The sequence below is a fragment of the Shewanella sp. A32 genome (assembly GCF_029167175.1).
Taxonomy (GTDB): Bacteria; Pseudomonadota; Gammaproteobacteria; order Enterobacterales; family Shewanellaceae; genus Shewanella; species Shewanella yunxiaonensis.
Window position 1 is genome coordinate 1 of the sequence record NZ_JARFTS010000013.1, and the last position, 22522, is coordinate 22522.

The following is a 22522-nucleotide window of genomic DNA, read 5'->3' on the forward strand; positions in this document are numbered from 1 at the left end:
GCGCATGTAGCTCAGCTGGATAGAGTACCTGGCTACGAACCAGGTGGTCGGAGGTTCGACTCCTTCCATGCGCACCAATTTGCGGAGAGGTGGCCGAGTGGCCGAAGGCGCTCCCCTGCTAAGGGAGTATGGGCTTTATCTCCCATCGAGGGTTCGAATCCCTCCTTCTCCGCCATTTTATTCCTTGAGTGGCACTGGACTGTAGTGTCCACTATTTCCCGACTGTTTGTTAAATCGTTTTTCCATAGGGTCAGGTGTGTATGTCTCCGGCGGATTCATAGCCGAGCGAGCTCTTGCGCATCATCCCATCATGCGTCACTGATTCCGTTGGGTGGATAGCCAGTAACTGAGTTAGCATGGCGATGACATTTCCCTTACTAGTCAAGGTCAAACTCATGTTACTGCATTTCGCTGGAATAGTAATAGCAGCGGTCATGCGGGGTAGCCGGCAGATATGGGTAATGTTTGCAGTGGAAATTTCCCTATCTGCTCTGCCATATAGCAGCCCTCGGATACGGCCAGCCATAATATCAGCGGGGAATTCCCTTCTGACTTCTGTCGGATGCCGGCAGCCTCCCGATCTAGGATGAGCATCCGGCGGTCATTCAGAACGCTTTAGCGTGGATGTCGTTCGCCGTTTAGCCATTTTCAGTCCGCCATTCATACTCCTGCCAGTTAACATCATCTAAGAGTCAAAACGGCGGTATTGTTTACAAGCTAAGCGGTTAGCCAGATGGCTAATGCAAGCATGCAGATGATGATAGCACTAACCCCAATGATCCATACAAAGCCTCGGGCTCCCTGAGATATCGGAATGCCGTTGTAGCGTAAAAATGCCAGCCACAATAAACATAAAATGAGCGGTAAAAAAAGAAAACGCCCCATAGACAAAGGTTCCTTTCAATTGCTTGGCATTATGATAGCAGTGGTTATTTCAGATAAGCAAAAGGCCGCTATAACGCGGCCTTAATAGTATGTTACCTAGCCTTGTTAGGCGGCTTCTGCTTGATTCTCGGCGCGGTAAAACTGCGCTTGGTCAAACTCATTTTCTGACTTGCCGACCACAACAGCCGTCATCATGTCACCAGTGATATTGGTACAAGTGCGGATCATATCTATTACCCTGTCTATTGCAGCGATAAATCCTATCCCTTCCAGTGGTAGACCGATCACACCTAATGTTACGGTTAACATCACCATAGCACTGCCTGGAACGCCGGCAGTACCTACGGACGCGACCGTAGCGGTAATGGCAATCAGCATATAATCCGTCATATCCAATGGAATGCCATAAATCTGAGCGATAAAAATAGAGGCAATGGCCGGGTAGATGCCGCCACAGCCATCCATATTCATGGTGGCACCAAGCGGTAGTACAAAGGCGCTGTAACGTTCCGATACGCCCATCGACTGCGTGCAACGCGTAGTGACAGGCAAAGTGCCATAGCTGGATGCGGTGCTGAAAGCAACCAGCTGGGCAGGCATTGCTTTACGGAAGAATTGCAAGGGGCTGAGGCCTGCAGCAAATTTCACTAAGCCGCCATAGACACAAATGATGTGTAGCAGTGCGGCGATATAAATCGCCAAGATAAATTTAGCTAAAGGCGCTAGCGTTGAAAGACCATATTTACCGACTACCCAGGCCATCAACCCAAAGACACCAATTGGAGTTAATTTAAGTACCAGCCGTGTCAGTTGGAACATCACCTCAGCACCGGAGTGGATGGCGTCTTTGAGTGGTTTTGCTTTTTCGCCCACCATATTGATGGAAATTCCGACCAATGCTGCAAACACTATAATCTGTAAGACCTTACCTTGCGCAAGCGACTGGAATGGATTCAGCGGGATCATATCCAGTAACACTTGTGCGAAGCCTGGCACATTGCGTTCGCGCACCTCAGTAGCCGCCAGATTCATGGTGCCCCCCATATCGATAACACTACCTACGGCCAAACCGATAAGGGAGGCAATTGTGCCGGTGAGCATAAACATGCCCAGGGTTTTGGCACTCAGGCGTTTAAGCCCAACTTCGCTGCCTAATGCAGTGATACTGGAAACGATGGCACAAAATACTAGAGGTGCGACCAGCATGGTGATGGCTTTAATGAACAGATCACCTAGTGGTTTTAATATTGTGGCCTTATCGCCAAGGATCACACCTAACAGTGCGCCCAGGACAAAGCCGGTGATAACTTTTTGCCAAAATGGAATACGTTGATAAGTTTGCCAAATCATGTGAAATCCAGGGTTTATTGGTCGTTATCGACCTGTTGTGATTATGGTGTCGGCCATGAGGAAGTAATATTGAGTCATAGTCGCGAATAGGAATTGTAATCCTTTGCTATTAGCCCCAGATAAAACCTTTTCTTATAGCTTATAGTCATAATAAAATTTGTCTTAATTGTTTTAAAGTTTAAATTGATGTTAACCATAACGGTTGCGACTATTTCGTTGGGGTAACTTTTCGCCGCTTTGTTTTAGCGATGAATCAGTGTTTTAGCGCGGTTAAGCCGTTCTGCTCTCAACCTCCAGCAGTGCAGTTAATCGGGCGAAACTTCCGTTTACAAATTACAGCCTTAAGCTTTATCACCGACACCGGTTAGTCTTAACAAAGGTGTAAATTAACCATTTATAATCCAGACGGGTTCAATGAAATGTTAAGGAGTAACAGATGACACGATGGTTATTGGTAGCAGCAGTATCTGCGGCATTAGCAGGATGCGCCGCAGTGCAGTTGCCGCAACAGGCCGGGGCTACTGCTGCAGCTCAACTGCCAGCTGGCGTGACATTGGTAGAAACCTACACGCCAAAAGCTGGGGAAATCGGTATTCCCTATCGGAAATATCGCTTAGCGAATGGATTGACGGTATTGTTACATGAGGATCATTCTGATCCACTGGTCAAAGTTGATATAACTTATCATGTCGGTTCAGACCGTGAACTGCCGGGAAGAACCGGATTTGCCCATCTGTTTGAACACATGATGTTTCAAGGTTCTGAGCACGTCGCCGATGAGCAGCATTTTAAAGTGGTCACTGAAGCGGGTGGTGAACTGAATGGTACGACCAATAGTGATCGTACTAACTATTTTGAAACTGTTCCCAGCAATCAATTGGAAAAAATGCTGTGGCTCGAATCCGATCGTATGGGGTATTTGCTTCCTGCATTGACGGAGCAAAAATTTGAGGTTCAGCGCGCTACCGTAAAAAACGAGCGAGCACAGCGAATAGATAATCGCCCTTATGGGCGGATGAATGAACGGTTTGAGCAGGCCTTTTATCCGGTGGGACATCCTTACAGTTGGCCAGTGATTGGCTGGCCCGAAGATTTAGATCGTACCACTGCTCAGGATGTAAAAGACTTTTTCCGTCGTTGGTATGGCCCTAACAACGCGACCTTAACCATTGGCGGCGATATCGACGTTAATCAAACACTTACATGGGTCAATAAGTACTTCAGTGACATTCCTCGCGGACCAGACGTTACACCGTTAGCTAAACCCTTGGTCACTTTGGACAAGACCCGTTACGTGTCGATGGAAGATAATATCCATTTGCCGCTGATCCAGATCGGTTTCCCAACGGTATACGCCCGCCATAAAGATGAGGCTCCGCTAGATTTACTGGCCAATATTTTAGGCGGTGGCAAGACATCGATCCTCTATAAAAACCTGGTGAAAGATGGTTATGCCGTACAGGCTGGCGCCAGTCATCCTTGTCAGGAATTATCTTGCAAACTGACAGTTTACGCACTGGCGAATCCAGCTAAAGGCAGCGCCCTGGCTCCCATCGAAAAGCTGATCCGTCAATCTATCGATGAATTTGAGACCCGGGGTGTGACAGATGAGGATTTGCAGAAGGTAAAAATTCAGTTTCGGGCGCACTCTATTTTCTCGTTGCAAAGTGTTTCTGGCAAAGTTTCTTCATTAGCTGCAAACCAGACCTTTACCGGTAATCCCAATCAGATTGGCAACGATCTGGCGCGTTATGATGCCGTAACTAAAGATGATGTTATGCGCGTGTTCCGTGAATACGTCAGAGGTAAACCCTCCGTTGTCATCAGTGTGGTCCCTAAGGGCGGCGAAGCCTTAGTCGCAGCCGCAGATAATTTTACCCCGACCAAGCCCGCTATTGCCGATAAGGCTGTGATGGGCTTGTCCGCCGCCGCGCTACCGGAGCACAGCAGCTTTGATCGCAATGTCATGCCGCTAGCGGCCAAAGCCCCAGTGCTGAAGGTTCCTGAACTTTGGGATGCGAAGTTGACGGATCACATCGCAATCATGGGAACGCAAAGCACTGAAACTCCAACCACCGAACTGATCGTGTACCTGAATGGTGGTCATCGTCTGGAGCCTTTGAATAAATCCGGACTGGCCGCACTCACTGCCGATATGCTTAATGAATCCAGTGCGAAACGTAGTAGTGAAGATCTGGCCCAGGCCCTGGAATTACTGGGATCAAGTGTCAGCTTCAGTGCCAGCGACTACCAGAGCGTGATCCGCGTGACATCACTGACAGAAAATCTGGATAAGACGATAGCCATTGTCAAAGAACGTTTGCTAGAACCAGGGTTCAAAGACACGGACTTCAACCGTGTCAAACAGCAAACGTTACAGACACTGCAGCATATGGCATCGGATCCTAACTATCTGGCCAATGAAGGGTTCTCCAAACTGTTATTTGGTAGTGACAACAGTCTCGGAATCAGTAGCGGCGGCACGTTGCAAACCGTTGCCGGTATCACGTTAGCTGATGTTAAGGCCTTTTATGCCGAGCAATATCGTGCAGGTAATGCCCAGATGGTTACTGTCACCGATTTGCCTGAAGCACAATTGCTGGCAAAACTGCAGCCTTTGACTGCGTGGCAAGGGACGGCCATGTCATTACCTGCAGCAGGCTCATTACCGGAAAGTCATCCAGGTGTGGTTTTCCTGATTGATAAACCCGGGGCCGCACAATCCGTGATCAGCATTGGTAAAAGGGCTTTACCCTATGATGCCACTGGTGATTTCTTTAAAACCTATCTGATGAATTACCCGCTCGGTGGCGCCTTTAACAGCCGTATCAATCTGAATCTTCGTGAGGATAAAGGTTACACCTATGGCGCTCGTAGCTTCTTTGCCGGCGGCAGTGAGCTGGGGTATTTCGAAGCCACCGCCAGCGTGAGAACGGATGTCACCGATAAGGCGCTGGCGGAATTTATGAAAGAAATCAGTCATTACTACGCGAATGGTATGACGCCTGATGAGCAAGCATTTATGCGGGCATCCATCAGCCAAGGGAAAGCTCTGGATTATGAAACGCCCTATCAGAAAGCTGGTTTTATCCGCATGATCCAGAAATACCAGTTGCCGCATGATTTTACCGCAGAGCAGGATAAAATTATTGCACAGATAAGCATAGAACAGCTGAACCAACTGGCTAAACAGTGGCTGGATCCTGCATCAATGCAGATGTTGGTGGTGGGGGATAAGTCTAAAATTGAGGCGGGGTTGCAAGCGTTAGGTTATAAGGTAGTAAACCTGCCCTTGTAATACCGAATTTCAACCCCCATATCTAGAAGATCACCCCCAAAAGGTGGTCAGATAATTAACAGAGCGGTGATGGTTAGTAACTGTCATCGCTCTGTGTCCGAATAAATTGCACTTGCCTGACAGCCCTCTTAGGCCTTATGTTGGGCAGCATCTTACAAGCAGCACCGGAATGTCCGTCGCGACCAGAGCACGATTCTCTGGGGACTCGGGTGTCTCGACTGTAATGGAATTTATGCAGTCGCCGGAAAAGAGATAATCAATTTGAAGCCATTTAGCGAAACATTAGCACAGCTCTCCAATGCTGAAGGCCGCGCAGCCCTGTTGGGGATGCAGCGAGGGATCGAACGGGAAACGTTGCGGATCGATGCTGATAATCAGCTTGCGATGGATCCTCATCCAGCCGCATTGGGCGCCGCCCTGACCAATTCCCGCATTACCACCGATTACAGTGAAGCCTTGCTGGAATTTATTACTCCGGTTTGCGGTGATATTGATGAAATGCTTAAAGGCCTGACAGAAACGCATGCATTTGCGTTACGTCACCTCAATGGCCAGAAGTTGTGGCCCGTGAGTATGCCTTGTTATGTGGGGGATGAGCGAAACATACCCATTGCTTATTATGGCACCTCGAATAACGGCAAAATGAAGCGCCTTTACCGTAAAGGATTGACCTATCGTTATGGTGCGCTGATGCAGATTATTGCAGGGGTGCATTTTAACTTTTCAGTGTCTGATGAGCTGTGGCAGTTGTTATATGAACAGAGTGATAAACATTTGACTCTGTGTGATTTTAAATCAGAACGCTATTTTGGATTGATCCGAAATTACCGCCGTTTAGTTTGGGTTTTGCCCTATCTGTTTGGTGCCTCCCCGGCATTGTGTGGCTCTTTTATTAAGGGACAGCAAACCGAATTGGCATTTGAAAAAATGGGGCAGGGAACGCTGTTCTTACCCTATGCTACATCGTTGCGCATGAGTGATTTGGGCTATACCAATAAAGAACAGGAAAAGCTCTCCATCAGTTATAACTCGTTAACTGAGTATCTGGATGGCATCCGTGCAGCTATTAAAATGCCCTCACAGAAATTTGCCAATATTGGTGTCAAAGTTGATGGCGAATATCGTCAGCTTAACGCCAATATTTTGCAGATCGAAAACGAATTTTATGCACCTATCCGTGCGAAACGGGTAGCGCATGACGGAGAAAAGCCTTCTGAAGCATTAGCGCGTGCGGGTGTTGAATATATTGAAGTCCGAGCACTCGATGTCAATCCTTTCAGTCCGGTTGGCGTTGAAGCATCGCAATTGCGGCTATTGGACCTGTTTTTGTTGTACTGCCTGTTATCACCGTCCCCCGTAACTGATGATGCCGGCGAGAAAGAAGTCGCCGCCAACCTCAAGGCCGTTGTGCTCGAAGGCCGTAAACCCGATTTAATGTTGCAACGTGATGGAAAGGCAATTTCCAGACATCAGTGGTTACAGGCGCTGTTTGCCAAGCTGTCAATGTTAGCAGAGCTGCTCGATGGTAATGACACTCACCAATACCGTGAAGCCCTGGCATTCTGGCAGCAAGCGGTGGAAGATCCTAACAAGACCCTTTCTGGGCGGGTGTTGTCGCGGTTGACTGAAAGTGGTCAATCACATGGCGCTTGGGTGAAAGCCCTGGCTGAACAGTATCGCCAGCAATTGCTTGATTATCCCCTATCGACCGCGTCTATTGCTTCATTTGAGGCGGAAGCTGCCGCTTCAATCGCTAAGCAGCAACAGCAGGAGCAGGAAGATACATTGAATTTCGATGATTTCCTGGCGCAGTATTTCAATACCACAACAGCGAAGGATGTGCAGTTTACGTGAAATTTTGGCCGTTAATATGGGCGTTATCCATGCCGTTTCTGAGTGGATGCGCCTCGTCACCTGATGATGCCACAGCCTGTGGCATCGTTTCGACTTATGCTGAGCCAGTCCCCGCGCAGGAATTTTACCGGTTGGTAGTGACGCATGTTGATGGCAAGCCGGTGATATCGAAACCGAATTACCAGTTATCACCAGGCATGCATACTTTTCGTGTCTCGGAGCTGATTGATGCCCCTGAGCTGAAAGTGCGCTTGGCGGCCAGAGTCCCCAAAGATATCAACGTTAAGGTGCAAGCCGGGCAGCGTTATCAATTGGCGGCAAAATTTAATACCGATCGCCAGTACAGTGGGGATGATACCGGTTACTGGCAGCCGCAGATCCGTTCACAAGAAAGTGCAGAATGCGAACTGCCAACTGATAATTGATTTTCATGGTTGCAATTCGCTGATAATTCAGGTGAAACTAGCATTGATGTTATCTGGGACGTAGCCTAAGTACTTCCCAAAACAATGGGTAATGCTCGTGGTTTGTGACCGTAACACATGTTTTTCTTTCCTGCGGGCCGCGCCTTTGGCGTTGGCTGTCGTTTTATTGTCTGGATGTGCGGCGTCACCGCCTAAAGAGCCGGACAACATCTGCTCCATCTTTAACGAACATCGCTCCTGGTACGATGCCGCAGTGGATGCCCGTGACAAATGGGGCGTACCTGTGCATGTACCGTTGGCAATGATGTATCAGGAAAGCTCATTCAAACACGATGCCGCACCACCGATGGAGTATTTTCTGGGGTTTATTCCGATTGGCCGTGCCAGTGACGCCTATGGCTATGCTCAAGCCAAAACCATGACCTGGGACGACTATGTCCGCGAAACAGGCAACAGCTGGTCCAGTCGCAGTGACTTTGATGATGCGATGGATTTTATGGGATGGTTTATTTCTAAAACCCATAAAATCAATGGCGTTTCAAAGTGGGATGCCAAGAATCTTTACCTCAATTACCACGAAGGTTGGGGTGGTTTTAAGCGCGGAAGCTATCGCAGCAAACGCTGGTTAATCAAGGTATCCGATAAAGTTGAAGCGCGAGCCAAACGTTACGCCATCCAGTACCGCGGGTGCAAAGATGAGTTGGATTCCTCTTGGCTGTGGCGGTTATTTTTCGGTTAAGAGGTGGGCTTATTGACGGTGTTTGTCTATCACTCTGGCCGCTAAATCAATGCTTTCCGCCACGTTACCGTTGAATGGCACTGTGGCATAACTAAAATTAATTCCCGGTTGCTGCATAGCATAATCGTTGCGGATCTGTTGCAGCCATTCTGATAATTGCGCGGGTTCGCCATAGGAAAGTATCGCGAATTTGTCGCCGTTTAAACGACACATCAGTGCTTTGGCTGGCCACTGCTGCCGCAATATATTCGCCAGTTGCCGCAACACTTCGTCACCATGATCATGAGCTTGTTCTTCGTTAATCCGTTTTAACTCATCGATATCCAGTAGGAGCAGGTAGCTTTGTAACTGCTGGCGCAATGGCCACTGTGACGCTTGCTGATCGAAATAACTGCGATTTGCGAGCCCGGTGAGCTGGTCGTAACAGCTGAGCTGATGAATTTGCTGGGATTTCTGATATAAGGCGATGGCATTGGCCGCCTCTTTGGAGAGAATATCAATGACCGTTGAATCATAGTCATTAAAACAATCTGGCTCTGTACTGTCGAGATTGAGCAACCCGTAAAGTTTTCCTTCAACATATATCGGGCTGGAGAGTGTCGCACGGATCAATTGGCCACCAAACAGCTGCCTGGCAATTTGATCATCTGTATTGTCGGTATCATTAATGATAATGACGCGATCACAGCGACCCCCCGTCAGCCGATATTGGAATGTCTGCGGTAACAGCATATTAAGTTGTTGTAACTGTTTAAGTTCTTGGCCGTAAGCAGCAGCAAAATGCAGTTTACGATCGGGCCCTTGGATTACAATCACGGACCCCATCTCTGCACCTTCTACCAGTGCTACCGCCTTACTTAAAAAGGCATTCAGAAAACTCGATTCAGATTCGCACTTTGCCGGTAACGCCAGTAATTCACTGGTAGCGTCGCCCAACTCCTGCAATTGTTGCAACTGCTGCTGCAGGCGATTCATTTGTCCCTGGTAGAGAAAATACCCCAAGGTGCTGGCAAGGATGAAAATAGTACAGACCCCGATCAGTAACAACCAAGGTACCTGCTGACCGCCACTGAAAGCCCAGAACAGTAACGAAATAAGCAGCAAAGACACCACCAGCAACCACCAGAGGAAGCCGGTTTTCACCAAGGGTCTGAAACTGGTAAATGGTGTCAATGCTGCAGTCCTGTTGCATAAAACTTTCGATCAGGCGTTAAAAAACTCCGCCATAATCCAATCTAGTGGTGCCTGATATTGCTGTGGCATCCACAATTTCAATTGATTAATGCTGTCTGCCAAATGTACCCGATTATGTACCGACAGATTAAGGTGCCCAACTTTTCGGCCAGGTCTTACTTCTTTGTTGTACCAGAAAAGTTCTGCGTTGGGCAGACTTAACCAGCGGTCATCTTTATCAATACCGATAAGATTTACCATAACACATTGAAAATTGACCTGTGGCCGATGTAACGGCAAATTACACAGTGCACGCAAATGCAGCTGGAATTGATCAATATGGCAGCCAGCCTGAGTCCAGTGTCCGGAGTTGTGTACTCGCGGCGCCAGTTCATTGACCAGCAACTTATCACCGAGTCGGAAACACTCCATCGCCATCACGCCCACGTAGTTCAGACCATGCATGATAGTGCTGAGCATCTCTTCTGCTTGTGTTTGCAGCGGCGCTAATCTTGATAGCGGTGCAATAGATGCCATCAGAATACCATCCTGATGCAGATTCAGCGTTAACGGATAAAAATAGCATTTTCCATCCTGGCCACGCGCCCCGACTAAAGACACTTCTTCATCGAAGTTGATTGCCTGTTCTGCAATTGCGAGATTGCGCCAGTCAGCAGGGATTTTGCTGTCTTCAGCCTGTTTCAGCCAGTGTTGTCCTCGGCCGTCATAACCGCCGGTGCGGCGTTTAAGCAATACGCGGTCACCGTAACGGCTGTGCAGTGTCGTTTCATCACTTTTATCGTCCACTAGCTCCCATGGGGCAGTGGCAACTTTTAATTCATCCAGCAGGCTTTTCTGTGTGAAACGATCCGCCAAACGACCAAATACCGGGCCGTTGATAAAATTAGCATGAGTGGAAAGCTGCAGGCTGAGGGCTGACTCTGGCCATTGTTCGCGTTCCGCTGTAATGATGTCATCTACCGCCAACGGTAACTTCTCATCGGTCGGCACCATGATATCAATTGGTCTGACATCTAGTGCCAGAGGCTTGCCTGCGTGTGCCAGCATGGCACCGAGCTGCCCATTACCCAGTACCCAAACTTTGGTGCTCATTATTCCTCCCGCGGATCTGGATGTTCCAGAACTGCTTGTGTTTGAGCTTCACGGAAGGCTTCGAGGCGTGTTGCCAATGCATCATCATGGGTTGCCAGGATCTGACACGCTAACAATCCCGCATTGAAGGCCCCAGCGGTACCGATGGCAAGTGTGCCTACGGCGATACCTTTGGGCATCTGTACGATGGACAACAGACTGTCCATGCCGTTTAACGCTTTACTCTGGACTGGGACCCCAAGTACTGGCAAGCGAGTTTTCGACGCCAACATCCCCGGCAAATGGGCTGCACCACCAGCACCACCAATGATGACTTTAAAACCTTTGTCTGCAGCACTGGCTGCGAATGAAATCAGTTTGTCTGGGGTGCGATGAGCACTAACCACTTCAACATGATATGGCACTTTGAGGGCATCCATGATTTCAGCGGCTGCTTCCATGGTGGGCCAATCGCTTTTTGAACCCATAACGACGGCAACGAGGGCTTGCATCATAACTCCTTAAAACAGCAAATTTTGCTCTAATTTATCGGTCTGCTGACAGATGTAGGGTAAAACAGACCCGGTCGCAGCGAAAGCGCCGGGTAAATGTGGCGGCATAATAGCATGATGGGGTTTAATTCGCTGCTTTGCTCACAGAAAATTCCGTTCTGATAACGCAACCAGTGCCACCAGTTCATCGCGCACAGTTGCTTCACCAGATTGAAAAAAAGACCGCATGAGCGGCCTTTTCCGATATGCTTCGCAGTTACGGTATCGCGGGCAGTTCACCATCAAGTAACTCGGTCATTGATGGATAGAACTTCAGTGTCCCTGGGATCGGTTGAACTTTGGCTTTTGCCAGGGTACGAATTGGCTGAAATTGCAGATCGCTGATCAATAAGCGCGTGCCTTCGTACTGACATTTGTGCACCAATTTATTCAGTGCCGCTAGGCCGCCGGCATCCAACATGGAAACCCCTTCCAGGTTTAAGGCAATCACCTTTTTATCCCGGGCCATTGTGGCAAGCTCGGCAAAAATTCGCTCTGCGGCGGCAAAAAACAACGGTCCATTGATCTTAAGTACGGCCCAGTCATCCGGTACGGCGCGTTCCAGGTAACGCTTGTTGCCGGCAATGTCGTACAGGCGGGTCATTTCGGCAATCTCTTTCATGAATAACAAGGCGGCTAACATAATGCCGAAGGAGATAGCGACCACCATGTCGAACAATACTGTCAGCAGTAAACAACTGACAAAAACCAGAATATCGCTACGTGGTGCGGTTTTTATCAGATGAACCGCTTTGGGCGCTTCGCTCATATTCCACGCCACGACCATTAACAGCGCAGCCATCGCCGCCATTGGCAGATAAGAGAGAATGCCAGCTAAAACTACCAGTCCCAGCAACACCACGATGGCGTGGATCATTGCCGATACTGGACTATAGGCACCGGCACGAACGTTGGCTGCGCTGCGGGCGATAGCGGCTGTTGCCGTAATACCGCCAAATAGCGGGGCGATGATATTGCCGATGCCTTGGCCTAACAGCTCGCTGTTAGCACTGTGGCGTTTGCCCGTCATGCCGTCTAACACGACAGCGCACAGTAGCGACTCAATGGCACCGAGCATGGCAATCGCAAAGGCGGACGGTGCCAGCGTGCGGATACTTTCCCAGCTCAATCCCAATGGGGTGCCATCGGGTCCGGGACGTTGCCACGGCCATTCAAATCCAGGTAAGAATGGTGGAATACCATTACCTTGACCGCCATCGGCTAACAGGTAATGGAAGCGGCTGCCAATCGTCTCAACTTGCCAACCAAAATGGCTAAACAATAGCGCCAATAGGCTACCGACGATGATAGCGGGCAGATGCGCAGGTATTGGCAGTTTGAGTTTGGGCCAGGCTAACATGACAAACAGAGTTACCAGCGCAATGCTCAGGCTTGGCAGATGGGTCTGCGGTAACGCTAATGCCAGCGCCTGTAATTTGCCACCGATGTGTTCCGGCATCTCTTCAATGTGTAAGCCCAAGAAGTCTTTGATTTGTAGTATGGCAATAACAATCCCGATCCCGCCGGTAAAACCTAAGGTCACTGATTGCGGAATGTATTGAATCAGTCTGCCAAGACGCAACAGTGCCATAACAATTAAAATGATGCCTGACATCGCGGTTGCCATTAACAAACCGGCCAAACCGTATTGCTGTGCAATCGGGTATAGCAGCACTACAAAGGCTGCCGTTGGTCCAGAGATGGAGTAGCGAGAACCACCGCATAAGGCGATGATAAAACCACCAACAATTGAGGTATACAGACCATATTGTGGCGGAACCCCGCTGGCGATTGCCAGTGCCATAGCCAGGGGAATGGCGATGATCCCTACCGTAACGCCAGCCATCAGGTCCTGCAAAAAATGACGACCATTGTAGCCTTCACGGGTGAGTATTTCGCGCATCGCATAGCCCAGATGCAATGAAAATAGTTGGGTTCGAAAGTTGGTCGAATTGGGCACTGTGCAGACTCCTGCTGGCAATATCTCAAAAAATGAGCGGCATATTCTAGGGACCACCTAAGGCACCTGATGTGATAACTATCACATATAAACTTTATGCACAGAGCTATTGCACTATAGTCTTATCGGCGCTTGCCCGCGTTGGTAAATCTGCAGGCGAGCCGACACATTTGCTAATACTTATTCACAGTTAAGCGGCTGAATGTCTCTTCGCCCTTTGTTAAGTTGGTGACTGATTTACATTATTTTGCATCCAAGGATAAGAGGCCTTCATGAAACTTCGTCAATCCGTTGCCTGTTGTTTGCTGGCGCTTGGCGCGATAACTGGCAGCGCAATCGCGGCAGAAACGTCTGAACTGGGTTATTACCGCGCGCCCGATCTTCATGGCAATACATTGGTATTCACCGCCGAAGGGGATATCTGGACTCAACAATTAGGTGCAGCTCAGGCTAATCGCCTTACCAGTCTTCCCGCTGAAGAATTTAACGGCAAAATCTCCCCAGATGGAAAAATGCTGGCATTTACCGCCAATTATGATGGTACGCAGGAAGTTTACGTTATCCCCATGACAGGCGGTATTGCCAAACGGATAACGTTTGAAAACAGCCGAGTACGACTGCAAGGTTGGACGCAAACTGGCGAAGTTCTGTATGCCACTGATAATGCCGAAGGCCCCTCTAATTTCTGGGTGTTGCGAACGGTCGAGCCTGAAACATTGAAGACTCACGATATTCCATTGGCCGATGCGGTGCAGGGGGGGGTGGATCCGCAAGGCAAGTATGTTTATTTTGTGCGTTTTGGCCTGCAGGTCACCGGGGATAACGCCAAGGTCTATCGTGGCGGTGCTGCCGGAACCTTATGGCGTTATTCACTCGGCCAAAAGCAGGAAGCACAGCGGCTGGCTGCAGAACACCAAGGGTCTATTCGCTCCCCCATGTTCTGGCAGAATCGGGTGTATTTTGTGTCAGATGCCAGTGGCGACGCCAATATCTGGTCGATGGCTAGTGATGGCAGTGATCTGCAACAGCTCACACATTACCAAGACTTTGAAGTGCGATCCCCATCGCTGAATAACGGCAGAATAGTGTTTCAGTTGGGGGCCGATATCCACCTGCTCGACATTGCCACTGCCAGCGATAAAACCTTAACCATTCATCTGGCCTCTGATTTTCCAGAACGCCGCGAACATTGGGTGAATAATCCACTGAAATACGTGGCAGATTTTAATCTGGCCCCCTCGGGGAACAAACTGGTGTTGACTGCCCGTAGTCATGTGGCGATTGCGGGGACTGATGGCTCGCGGCTGGTGCAACTTGCAAATGATGGTAGCTACCGTTTGCGTAATGCGGTGATGAGCAAAGATGGCAAATGGATCTATGCGATTTCCGATGCCAGCGGTGAACAGGAGATATGGCGTTATCCGGCTGACGGCAGTGAAGGTGCTAAACAGCTGACCAAAGACGGTAACAACATGCGCATGAGTCTGGTACTGTCGCCTGATGGTCGTTACCTTGCCAATGATGATTATCAGGGAAATTTATGGCTGTTGGATCTTAAGAACAGTCAAAACCGGATGATCGTGACCAATAATGAAGGTCTGGGGCCATATCAGGATATTGTCTGGTCACCTGACAGTCGTTATTTAGCCATTACCCGCAGCGAAGTTGGAACGCCAAGACCCCAAGTGATGCTGTATCAGCTGGATAATGAAAAATCTGCGATTCTGACCAGTGACAAATATGAGTCATTTTCTCCTGCGTTTAGCCGTGATGGTCAGTGGCTATATTTCCTCTCCAACCGCGAGTTTACTAGTACTCCCAATTCACCTTGGGGCGACCGTAATATGGGGCCAGTATTTGACAAGCGCGCAGACATCTTTGCTCTGGCTCTCGACAAGAATGCCCAATTCCCATTTCGGCAACCAAATGAATTGACCACGGCCAAGGTGGCTGATGACAAGTCAGATGCAGATGTGAAGGTTAACGTGGATTGGCAGGGGCTAGCTCAGCGGTTGTGGCAGGTACCGGTACCCTCCGGTAACTACACTCAATTGCAGATCAGCAATCGCGGACTGTACCTGAAGCAATCCAGTATTGATGGTAAACAGCAGAATGTGGCATTTATCAAATATGATGCGCTATCACCTAAAGTCGACACTTTCGCCAGTGAGGTGCGCGGCTATCAGTTGTCCGAAGATGGTAAAAAGCTGTTTCTGTTTAAAGGTACCGCCGACGGTCAGATGTTGATTGTCGATGCGGGGGAAAAACTCAGTCAGGATTTAGTTCACGCCAAAGTGCAGGTCGCTGGCTGGCAGTTGGCTATCAACCCTCAGTTAGAATGGCGACAGATGTTTGATGATGCCTGGTTGATGCATCGTGAGTCATTTTTTGACAAAAATATGCGTGGAGTGGATTGGCAGGCAACTAAATCCAAGTATCAACCACTGCTCGAACGCGTGACCGATCGTTATGAATTAGCCGATATTTTCACCCAGATGATGGGCGAATTGGACGCCCTGCATTCTCAGGTGCGCGGTGGTGATTTTGCCCATGACCCTAATGCTCCCAACCCGGCGGCATTAGGTGCCCGCTTGATGCAAACCGTGAACGGTGTTGAGGTCAGTCATATCTATCGTAATGATCCAGAACTTCCAGCGCAGGCGGCGCCGTTGGCGCAACCGGGTGTCGATGTCGCAGATGGCGACATCATCACCCATTTTAACGGCCGCAAAGTAAACTCTATCGCGGACCTTACCGCACTGCTGCGTAACCAGGCTGACAAGCAGGTCCTGCTTGAAATTCGGCGTGGTCAGAACAGTCACAAAACGGTGGTTAAGCCGGTGAGTTTACCTGCCGATAATCAATTGCGTTATTTAGATTGGGTCTATCACAATGCGGCAAAAGTCACGACTGCCAGCAACGGTAACATTGGCTACCTGCATTTGTACGCAATGGGCGCATCTGATATCAGTAACTTTGCCAGAGAGTTTTATGCGAACTATGACAAAGCTGGGTTGATTATTGATGTGCGGCGCAATCGCGGTGGCAATATCGACAGTTGGATCATCGAGAAGTTGTTGCGTAAAGCCTGGGCGTTTTGGCAACCAACGCATGGCACCGCAAATCCGAATATGCATCAGAGTTTCCGGGGGCATCTGGTGGTGCTGACCGATCAACTGACATATTCCGATGGTGAGACATTCTCTGCTGGCATTAAAGCCCTGGGAATTGCTCCGTTAATTGGTAAACGCACCGCAGGTGCAGGTGTCTGGTTATCCGGTCGTAATCGACTGACTGATGGCGGCATTTCCCGGGTGGCTGAGTACCCGCAGTATGCGATGGATGGTCGCTGGATTGTTGAGGGCCGAGGTATCAGTCCGGATATTGAGGTAGATAATTTGCCGTGGGCAACCTTTGAGGGCAAAGATGCCCAGTTGCAACGTGCTATTGAATATCTGCAGGATAAACTCAAGACTGCGCCTGTCCCGCCGTTGAAAGGTGTGATGCCTCCTCAAGGAGAAGCATTTCCGGTTCGGCCTGAATAGGGATAAAAAGCCCCGCTACATAGCGGGGCTAATGGTATATCGATTTCAATGTTTGTTGTTATCTGTGAAATAAACAGTTGTCTTATCGTTTAGCTCAAAATTCAATTTCCACTTTGGTATCGCTGGCCAATGAATTGGCAATAAAGCAGTTGGCGTGAGCTTTTTCGTGGATTTTTTCCAGTGTTTCGCGATCCACATCAGCACCCTCAGCAAAGGTGACTTGCGGGCGCAAAAAAATATGGGTGATGGCAATTTTGCCCGATTCCTTTTTGCCAAGTTCTGCCACAGGCTTATCGCAATAAGTCAGTACCGGTAACCGCTTGAGATGCGCGATTGTCAAAAACGTCAGCATATGACAAGAAGAGATGGCTGCGAGCAGACTTTCTTCTGGATTGACTTTAGTTTCATTGCCTTTGTATTCGGCAGCTGCTGAGGCTTCGATACGTTGACCACTACCGTATTGAATCTGATGATCACGAACGAATTCCCCTTCCGGGGCTGGGCTGGTCTCCCATGACACAGTGACATGAAAGCTCATAGTTGACTCCCAAATGTACTCATAAATGTTGGTGCACTATAGCTCAGAAGCGGCATATTTGTCTTGTTTGATTATTTTATATTGATTTTAAAGAGTTTTTTAAATTTATTTTAATTGAATTTTCCTCTGTTGGATGGCGATTTACTTTTCTATTGGAACTATGTTAGGCGGCATTGCTTGCGCGTTTCGTGATTGGCGGTTATAACACCAAAAGAACAATACGCACATATAATTAACGGTTAATTAACATCTTCGACGAGTACTGAAGGAGAACGAGATGCGAGCCTTATATCAATTATTGGCTACTGTCATCGCATTACCCCTGTGTTCTGGTGTTTTCGCGGCGGACAATGGACGTTACATCGTAAAATTTAAAGAGGGTAAAGGCCCCGCGGTAGCCGCGATGCTCAAATCTCAGGGCGCTAAGCTGGAACTAGATTTGGCAAAACACAATGCGGCGGCATTTACCTTGCCCGCACAAGCGCTCGCAGGTTTATCTCATAATCCTAACGTTGAATATGTCGAACCAGATGTTAAGCGTTATCCGATGTCTCAAACGGTGCCTTATGGAATACCTATGGTTCAAGCGGATCAAGTCAGTGATAGCCAGGCTGGCAACATGAAGGTATGTATTATCGATTCCGGGTATGACTATTACCATGAGGACCTCAGTGACAATATGGTCGATGGTATTGGTAGCTCTGAAACTGGCGATTGGCGTACTGACGAACTGCATCATGGCACCCATGTCGCGGGCACCATTGCCGCAGTGAACAATGATCGTGGGGTAATAGGCATTAATCCTAATAAAAACCTCAACCTCTACATTGTGAAAGTGTTTAATGGCGATGGCGTATTCTACTCCTCGGGACTGGTAGCTGCCTTGGATGACTGCGAGGCTGTCGGTGCCAAAGTCATCAATATGAGCCTCGGTGGAAGTTTTAAGAGCCGTTTCGAAGATAGTGCTTTTGCGGCCGCCGAAGCCTCTGGGATTTTGAGTGTTGCGGCTGCCGGTAATGATGGTAACAGTCGCAACTCTTATCCTGCATCCTACAGTTCAGTGATTTCCGTGGCAGCGGTTGATGAAGACAAGCAGCATGCGGATTTTTCCCAATATAACAGCGCGGTTGAGCTGGCTGCACCCGGTGTCAGTGTATTGTCTACTGTACCAACCGGGACAGCCTTAGTCGCTTCTGCAACAGTCGCGGGTCATGATTATGCTGCCTTGGGTATGGACGGTTCACCAACCGGCAATGCGTCAGGATTGCTCATGGATTGTGGTACTGGTGAAAGTCAGTGTGACGCTGCAGGTAAAATCTGTCTGATCCAACGCGGTAATATCACCTTTGCTGAGAAAGTGTTGGCCTGTGAGGCTGGCGGTGGCGTGGGGGCTATCATATACAACAATACCACAGGGATGTTGAATGGTACGCTCAGCGACACGGTGACCTCAATCCCATCGGTTGGCGTTACCGCCGATGCTGGTGCTGCCATGTTAGCGAATGTTGGCGACAGCGCCAACGTTACCATTAGTTACGGAGATTATGCCTACTATGACGGTACCTCCATGGCCACCCCGCATGTCGCTGGTGTGGCTGCCCTGGTTTGGAGCAACTTCCCACAATGTACCAATAAAGAGCTGCGCACTGTATTACAGGTGACCGCCGAGGATTTAGGTACCGCCGGCCGTGACAATTATACCGGGTTTGGTTTAGTGCAGGCGAAAGCTGCCTATGATTACATCGCGACCTATGGGTGTGCCGGTAGCAGCAACAGTGGGGGTGGCAACTCGGGCGGTGGAAAAACCTGTAAAGGTAAAAACTGTCAGTAGCGGTTGTCGTCAAAAAACGCCACAAGCTTGTGGCGTTTTTTTACCCTAGAATGAACCCCGTCACTTTTTAATCATGCGCCACCAAAACGAAGCGGGTTATTTCCCAGAGGGTTGCGACACCTTTCCCATCGGCACCACGCCGCTGCCTGTCATGCGTCAAAAAATCTGCAACGTGCGCGGCATTTCTTCACTATGGCAGTTGTTCTAACTCACATAACTGGTAGTGTGAGCATTTCAAAGTTGGCTAATAAAGCTGTTGGCTTTTTGCCATCTTGCCGCGCATGAAAACAGCTTCGGGAGACATCAGCAGATGCGTATAAATCAACCCGTTACTCAAAAAGAAAAGCAACTTTCCGACACCAGTATTTTGTTATCCACTACTGACCTTAAAGGCACCATTAAGTATGTGAATAAGGACTTCGCGGAGATCAGCGAGTTCTCTGCTGAAGAGTTGCGTGGACAACCTCATAACATCGTTCGTCATCCCGATATGCCGCCAGCCGCTTTTGCAAGCTTATGGACCAAAGTGAAATCTGGCAAGCCATGGATGGGAATCGTTAAAAATCGGACTAAAAGCGGTGGTCACTACTGGGTAAACGCTTATGTTTTACCTGTGTTAGAAAATGGGAAAGTTCATGAATTTCAATCAGTCAGACATAGCGCTAGTCGAGAGCAAATCGCTTCCGCGACAAAAATTTATGAGCAAATTAATGCTGGGAAAAAACCTGCGGAAATGCGACCTGCCAGCTTGGGTTTTGCACGCGGGTTACAGCTTTCGGGATTTATCAGCTTATTAGCCGGTTTTGCCTCCGCGTGGATTTCCCCTTGGATCGGATTATTTACTGCGGTTGCTGTTTGGTTGGTGTTGAGCCAGTGGTTATTGACACCATTCTTAAAATTAGTTGATAAATCTAAAGAAATTATCGATGACCCTTTAGCCAGAGCTGTTTATTGTGGCCGTCAGGATGAACTTGGTCAGTTGTCGTTGGCTATGACTTACCTAGTGGCGGAAACCGGTGGCGTCATCGGGCGCATGGCGGATTCAGCTTTAGCAATCAGTGAAGAGAGTATCAATTTGCAACAAACTCTGCGCGCTAATGCAGACCGTGCCGACGGGCAGAGCGAACAGACGCGTCAGGCCGGTACGGCAATGTCTGAGATGACCGCCAGTTTTAATGAAGTGGGCAGTAACGTGCAAAATGCGAACTCGGAGATGAATGCCAGTTTAGTGGCAACCATGACCGGCCACGACAGTTTGCAGAAGGTGGTGTCCGCCATCGGTCTGGTCAATCAACGCGTGCGGGAGTTCGCCTCTTTGGTGGAATCGATTCAAAAAGACAGCGCCGCAATCAGTGAAGTCCTGGACGTTATTCATTCCATTGCTGATCAAACCAATCTGTTGGCGCTCAATGCCGCGATTGAAGCTGCCAGAGCGGGTGAGGCCGGTCGCGGCTTTGCGGTGGTGGCTGATGAAGTGCGCCACCTGGCAAGTCGCACCAGTGAGTCTACCAGTCATATCGAAAACATTATTAAGCAATTTCAGCAAACCACTCAGATTGCCGGTAATCAGATCAAAGCGGGGCAGAGTGAGGCACAACACTCTGTGGATTTAGCGGAAGAAGCCAATCAGGCATTTGAGGCGCTCAAGCATTCTATCAACCGTTTGGGCGAGATGAGCGAGGCCAATGCCGCAGCGGTACAGCAGCAGACCTTGGTTGCGGAAGAGATCAACCGTTCCATTGTGATGATCAGCGATTTCGCCGGAGAGATTGCGTCTCAAACACAAGATGCTGTAGGCCGAAGTGAGCAAGTCAGTCGGCTGTCAGTTAAAACTCGCCATCTATCTGAGCAGTTTTGGCGGCAGAGCGTGCAACGTAGCTGATAAATAGCTGATTATTTGTCCGAACGGCACATTTTAAGAGCCCACGAGCAATTTTATTCGCCGTGGGCTCTTGTGTTTTCCTGTAAAAGTCCCAAGCTCTATAAATGAGTCAATGGAAAGAGGGAAAGCCTATGAAAATCCAGATTTCAGGTCACCATGTAGATGTAACACCGTCGGTACGTGCCCATGTGGAAGAGAAGTTTTCAAAAATTATCAAACATTTCCCCGGACTAATCGGATTTGATGTGATTATTGCGAAGGAACATGGTCAGCATCAGGTAGATATCCGCACTAATTATGAAGGTGTCGCAGTTGCCGCTTCTGGTGATGATGAAGTGATGTATCCGGCTATTGCCGTGGCTGTGAAAAAATTGGAAACTGCGCTTAAACATAGAAAAGGTCAGTTAAAGGCAGACTTGCATGAAAAGCCTAGCTGCACTACACCGCCAATTGCGCATGAAATCATCCAGGAAATGGATCTCTCCAAATAAAAACTGATGTAATTTCCTGTAGAAAGGCCGCTTGCGGCCTTTCTTCGTTTTGCTCGCTAACTAATCCAACAGTTACTTCCGATCAGTTTAATAAATCTTTGATTTGGGTATTGCTGAAAAACCAGTCGTCAACTGCAACGATATTTTTGCCGACCTAGGATCGAGATACTGGGGCCTGTGCTCGACTTATCTGTGACAATGGCCGACATTGGCGCAGTTTCCGTATCGGATTTAGGGCTAATTAATCAGAAAAATTGTTGGGTAAGCATAGATGCTAGCCGTTTTAAATCCTGTGCATCGGGATGCGTATGGGCATAGGTTCGTAAACCATATATCCCCATCATCAGAAACTGTGCTGATGCTTCTGCACCAGGATGTGGAGGCAGTTCACCCTCGTTAATCGCCTGTTCATAGGCGCTTTGCAGCGTTTGTTGCCATTGCTGTAGGTGTTCAGAGGCTTTGGCATTAATGTCGCTATCTTGCTCACCTATCTCTGTGAGTACCTTAACTAAAAGACAAGCCTGTGACGCATCACAACTGAGACACTCTGCGACAATCTCATCCAAATAGCGTTGCAGTTTTTGTTTAAATGGCCATTGGGTGGCAAATAGCTGCTGTAACTGTGCACTGCGATCCTGATGATATTGGTCAATAGCCGCTAACAGCAAACCGCGCTTATTTTCAAATGCACAGTAGATAGAACCAGGATGGAGCCCAGTGGCTTTGGTCAGGTCCTGCATACTGGTTTTGCTGTAGCCTTTATCCATAAAGGCATACATGGCGTTACGCAGCACTTGTTCTCGATCGAATTCAGCGTTTCTCATGGCATCTCATCCAACTAGATGTAATAAGTTTACCCATTATTGAATGTGTGTTCAAAAATAACTTGCGCCCACGCGGCAGAAACT

The 22522-nt window shown here is 48.7% G+C and carries 17 protein-coding genes and 2 tRNA genes; 10 read left to right on the forward strand and 9 right to left on the reverse strand.

Annotated features, from left to right (window positions below):
- Positions 1-77 (forward strand) — tRNA-Arg (locus PY479_RS10880).
- Between the two features lie 6 nt (positions 78-83).
- Positions 84-175, forward strand: a tRNA-Ser gene (locus PY479_RS10885).
- A 75-nt stretch (positions 176-250) separates the two neighbouring features.
- On the opposite strand, the gene PY479_RS10890 is transcribed toward PY479_RS10885, so the two are convergent.
- The 3 genes from PY479_RS10890 to PY479_RS10900 form a co-directional block, all read right to left on the reverse strand.
- Positions 251-436: a hypothetical protein gene (locus PY479_RS10890; RefSeq protein WP_275483771.1), complete on the reverse strand. Its 186-nt coding sequence runs from the start codon at positions 434-436 to the stop codon at positions 251-253.
- Positions 437-717: 281 nt separating this feature from the next.
- Positions 718-885: a hypothetical protein gene (locus PY479_RS10895; RefSeq protein WP_212593874.1), complete on the reverse strand. Its 168-nt coding sequence runs from the start codon at positions 883-885 to the stop codon at positions 718-720.
- 105 nt (positions 886-990) lie between these two features.
- Positions 991-2235: a dicarboxylate/amino acid:cation symporter gene (locus PY479_RS10900; RefSeq protein ID WP_212593873.1), complete on the reverse strand. Its 1245-nt coding sequence runs from the start codon at positions 2233-2235 to the stop codon at positions 991-993.
- A gap of 436 nt (positions 2236-2671) precedes the next feature.
- Here PY479_RS10900 and PY479_RS10905 point away from each other — a divergent pair, with 436 nt between their 5' ends.
- The 4 genes from PY479_RS10905 to PY479_RS10920 all read left to right on the forward strand — a co-directional run bounded on the left by PY479_RS10905 (position 2672) and on the right by PY479_RS10920 (position 8551).
- Entirely contained in the window at positions 2672-5533 is a 2862-nt protein-coding gene (locus tag PY479_RS10905) for a pitrilysin family protein (protein WP_275483772.1), read from the forward strand.
- 261 nt (positions 5534-5794) lie between these two features.
- The gene (gene gshA, locus PY479_RS10910; protein WP_275483773.1) at positions 5795-7387 is read left to right on the forward strand and encodes a glutamate--cysteine ligase; all 1593 of its coding nucleotides are present in this window, start codon (positions 5795-5797) and stop codon (positions 7385-7387) included.
- Between the two features lie 29 nt (positions 7388-7416).
- A complete protein-coding gene (locus PY479_RS10915) occupies positions 7417-7812 on the forward strand; it encodes a hypothetical protein (protein ID WP_212593870.1) in 396 nt (131 codons plus the stop codon).
- A gap of 91 nt (positions 7813-7903) precedes the next feature.
- Positions 7904-8551: a hypothetical protein gene (locus PY479_RS10920; protein ID WP_275483774.1), complete on the forward strand. Its 648-nt coding sequence runs from the start codon at positions 7904-7906 to the stop codon at positions 8549-8551.
- Between the two features lie 9 nt (positions 8552-8560).
- On the opposite strand, the gene PY479_RS10925 is transcribed toward PY479_RS10920, so the two are convergent.
- The 4 genes from PY479_RS10925 to dauA form a co-directional block, all read right to left on the reverse strand.
- Entirely contained in the window at positions 8561-9724 is a 1164-nt protein-coding gene (locus tag PY479_RS10925) for a sensor domain-containing diguanylate cyclase (RefSeq protein ID WP_275483775.1), read from the reverse strand.
- Between the two features lie 30 nt (positions 9725-9754).
- Entirely contained in the window at positions 9755-10837 is a 1083-nt protein-coding gene (gene purK, locus PY479_RS10930; protein WP_275483776.1) for a 5-(carboxyamino)imidazole ribonucleotide synthase, read from the reverse strand.
- Positions 10837-11328: a 5-(carboxyamino)imidazole ribonucleotide mutase gene (gene purE / locus PY479_RS10935; RefSeq protein ID WP_212596624.1), complete on the reverse strand. Its 492-nt coding sequence runs from the start codon at positions 11326-11328 to the stop codon at positions 10837-10839. Before purE ends, purK begins: the two co-directional genes overlap by 1 nt.
- A 256-nt stretch (positions 11329-11584) precedes the next feature.
- On the reverse strand, positions 11585-13327 hold the full coding sequence (gene dauA / locus PY479_RS10940) for a C4-dicarboxylic acid transporter DauA (RefSeq protein WP_212593867.1): 1743 nt from the start codon (positions 13325-13327) through the stop codon (positions 11585-11587).
- Between the two features lie 272 nt (positions 13328-13599).
- Between dauA and PY479_RS10945 the strand changes: the two genes are divergently transcribed.
- Positions 13600-16872, forward strand: a complete 3273-nt coding sequence (locus tag PY479_RS10945) for a S41 family peptidase (RefSeq protein WP_275483777.1) — start codon at positions 13600-13602, stop codon at positions 16870-16872.
- Between the two features lie 94 nt (positions 16873-16966).
- On the opposite strand, the gene PY479_RS10950 is transcribed toward PY479_RS10945, so the two are convergent.
- A complete protein-coding gene (locus tag PY479_RS10950) occupies positions 16967-17410 on the reverse strand; it encodes an OsmC family protein (protein WP_212593865.1) in 444 nt (147 codons plus the stop codon).
- A 277-nt stretch (positions 17411-17687) separates the two neighbouring features.
- Between PY479_RS10950 and PY479_RS10955 the strand changes: the two genes are divergently transcribed.
- The 3 genes from PY479_RS10955 to raiA all read left to right on the forward strand — a co-directional run bounded on the left by PY479_RS10955 (position 17688) and on the right by raiA (position 21614).
- Positions 17688-19241 carry a S8 family serine peptidase gene (locus PY479_RS10955; RefSeq protein WP_275483778.1) on the forward strand — a complete coding sequence of 518 codons (1554 nt, stop codon included), beginning with the start codon at positions 17688-17690 and terminating at the stop codon, positions 19239-19241.
- 310 nt (positions 19242-19551) lie between these two features.
- The gene (locus PY479_RS10960) at positions 19552-21123 is read left to right on the forward strand and encodes a PAS domain-containing methyl-accepting chemotaxis protein (protein WP_275483779.1); all 1572 of its coding nucleotides are present in this window, start codon (positions 19552-19554) and stop codon (positions 21121-21123) included.
- A gap of 131 nt (positions 21124-21254) precedes the next feature.
- On the forward strand, positions 21255-21614 hold the full coding sequence (gene raiA, locus PY479_RS10965; RefSeq protein ID WP_212593862.1) for a ribosome-associated translation inhibitor RaiA: 360 nt from the start codon (positions 21255-21257) through the stop codon (positions 21612-21614).
- 245 nt (positions 21615-21859) lie between these two features.
- Here the strand turns inward: raiA and PY479_RS10970 are convergent, their stop codons facing one another.
- Positions 21860-22438, reverse strand: a complete 579-nt coding sequence (locus tag PY479_RS10970) for a TetR/AcrR family transcriptional regulator (RefSeq protein ID WP_212593861.1) — start codon at positions 22436-22438, stop codon at positions 21860-21862.
- Between the last annotated feature and the right edge of the window lie 84 nt (positions 22439-22522).